This is a genomic window from Pseudomonas sp. Sample_24 (genome assembly GCF_004307605.1).
Classification (GTDB): Bacteria; Pseudomonadota; Gammaproteobacteria; order Pseudomonadales; family Pseudomonadaceae; genus Aquipseudomonas.
The window spans coordinates 1-1,372 of the sequence record NZ_RCNW01000391.1 but is presented as its reverse complement, the minus strand read 5'-3'; the positions used below and the strand labels follow the sequence as shown (position 1 = coordinate 1,372).

Below are 1,372 nucleotides of genomic sequence, written 5' to 3'. Positions count from 1 at the left end.
GTGTTGTACATCGAGCCGTTATCGGCCGCGACCTTGTAGTTGAGCATGGTCGGGCACAGCGAACGGGCGTGACCCAGCAGGTCTTCGCGCACGATGTTGACGACGATGCCGCTCGGGCCGATGTTTTTCTGCGCGCCGGCGTAGATCATGCCGAAACGGGAAACATCCACCGGGCGAGACAGGATGTCCGAGGACATGTCGGCCACCAGCGGAACATCACCGGTTTCCGGAATCCACTGGAATTCCAGGCCGCCGATGGTTTCGTTCGGTGCGTAGTGAACGTAGGCCGCGTCTTTCGACAGCTTCCATTCGTTCTGGCCGGGAATGGCGAAGTAATCGTAAGGCTTGGCGGTCGCGGCGACGTTCACGTGACCATAGCGCGAAGCTTCTTCGATGGCTTTCTGCGACCAGATACCGGTGTCGATATAATCGGCAGAGCCGTTTTCCGGCAACAGGTTCAGCGGAATCTGCGCAAATTGCTGGCTGGCGCCGCCTTGCAGGAACAGCACTTTATAGTTCGAGGGGATATTCAGCAGATCACGCAGATCCTGCTCTGCCTTGGTGGCAATGGACACGAACTCATCGCTGCGATGGCTCATTTCCATGACCGACAGGCCCTTGCCGTGCCAATCGAGAAGTTCACCCTGGGCGCGCTTCAGGACAGCTTCGGGAAGCGCCGCAGGACCGGCACAGAAGTTATAGGCTCTCTTGCTCACATCCAATCTCGCTCTGATCTGGTGGTCACTTGAATCTTTTGGTCTGCGAATGATCGTTCCCACGCTCTGCGTGGGAATGTCGCTGGGGACGCTCCGCGTCCCATGACGCAGAGCGTCATTGGATGCGCTCCCACGCGGAGCGTGGGAGCGATCATTACGCGGAGCGTGGGAACGATCATTCGCAGTGTTGCAGATTTTCATACCGGACAAACAACAAGGGGGCGAATTCTCATCCGCCCCCTGTTTACCCGCTTATTCCTGTGGTTCTTCGTCAGCGGCGGCGTCGAGCTGCTGGTCGTCGGCGACATCATTGATTACGACGTCACCTTCGAACACTGCACCCTCTTCACCTTCCAGCTCTTCGCCCTCGACTTCCGAAGGCTCCTGAACCCGTTCCAGGCCGACCAGTGTTTCGTCATTGGCCAGTTTGATCAGGGTCACGCCCTGAGTGTTACGGCCCAGGCTGGAGACTTCGTCGACGCGAGTACGCACCAGCGTGCCCTGGTCGGAAATCAGCATGATTTCCTCGCCATCGAGCACCTGCACCGCGCCGACCAGACGACCGTTACGCTCGTTGCTGACCATGGCGATTACGCCCTGACCGCCACGCTTGTACTCAGGGAACTCGGTGATCGCGGTGCGCTTGCCATAACCGC

The 1,372-nt window shown here is 58.7% G+C and carries 2 protein-coding genes; both read right to left on the bottom strand.

Going from position 1 to position 1,372, the window contains the following annotated elements:
* Positions 1-716: 3-phosphoserine/phosphohydroxythreonine transaminase (serC, locus tag D8V06_RS22690; RefSeq protein WP_130931854.1), on the bottom strand; the 716-nt coding region annotated here is incomplete at its 3' end.
* A gap of 252 nt (positions 717-968) precedes the next feature.
* Positions 969-1,372 (bottom strand): DNA gyrase C-terminal beta-propeller domain-containing protein (locus D8V06_RS22685; RefSeq protein WP_277751311.1); only part of this gene is annotated, 404 nt, incomplete at its 5' end.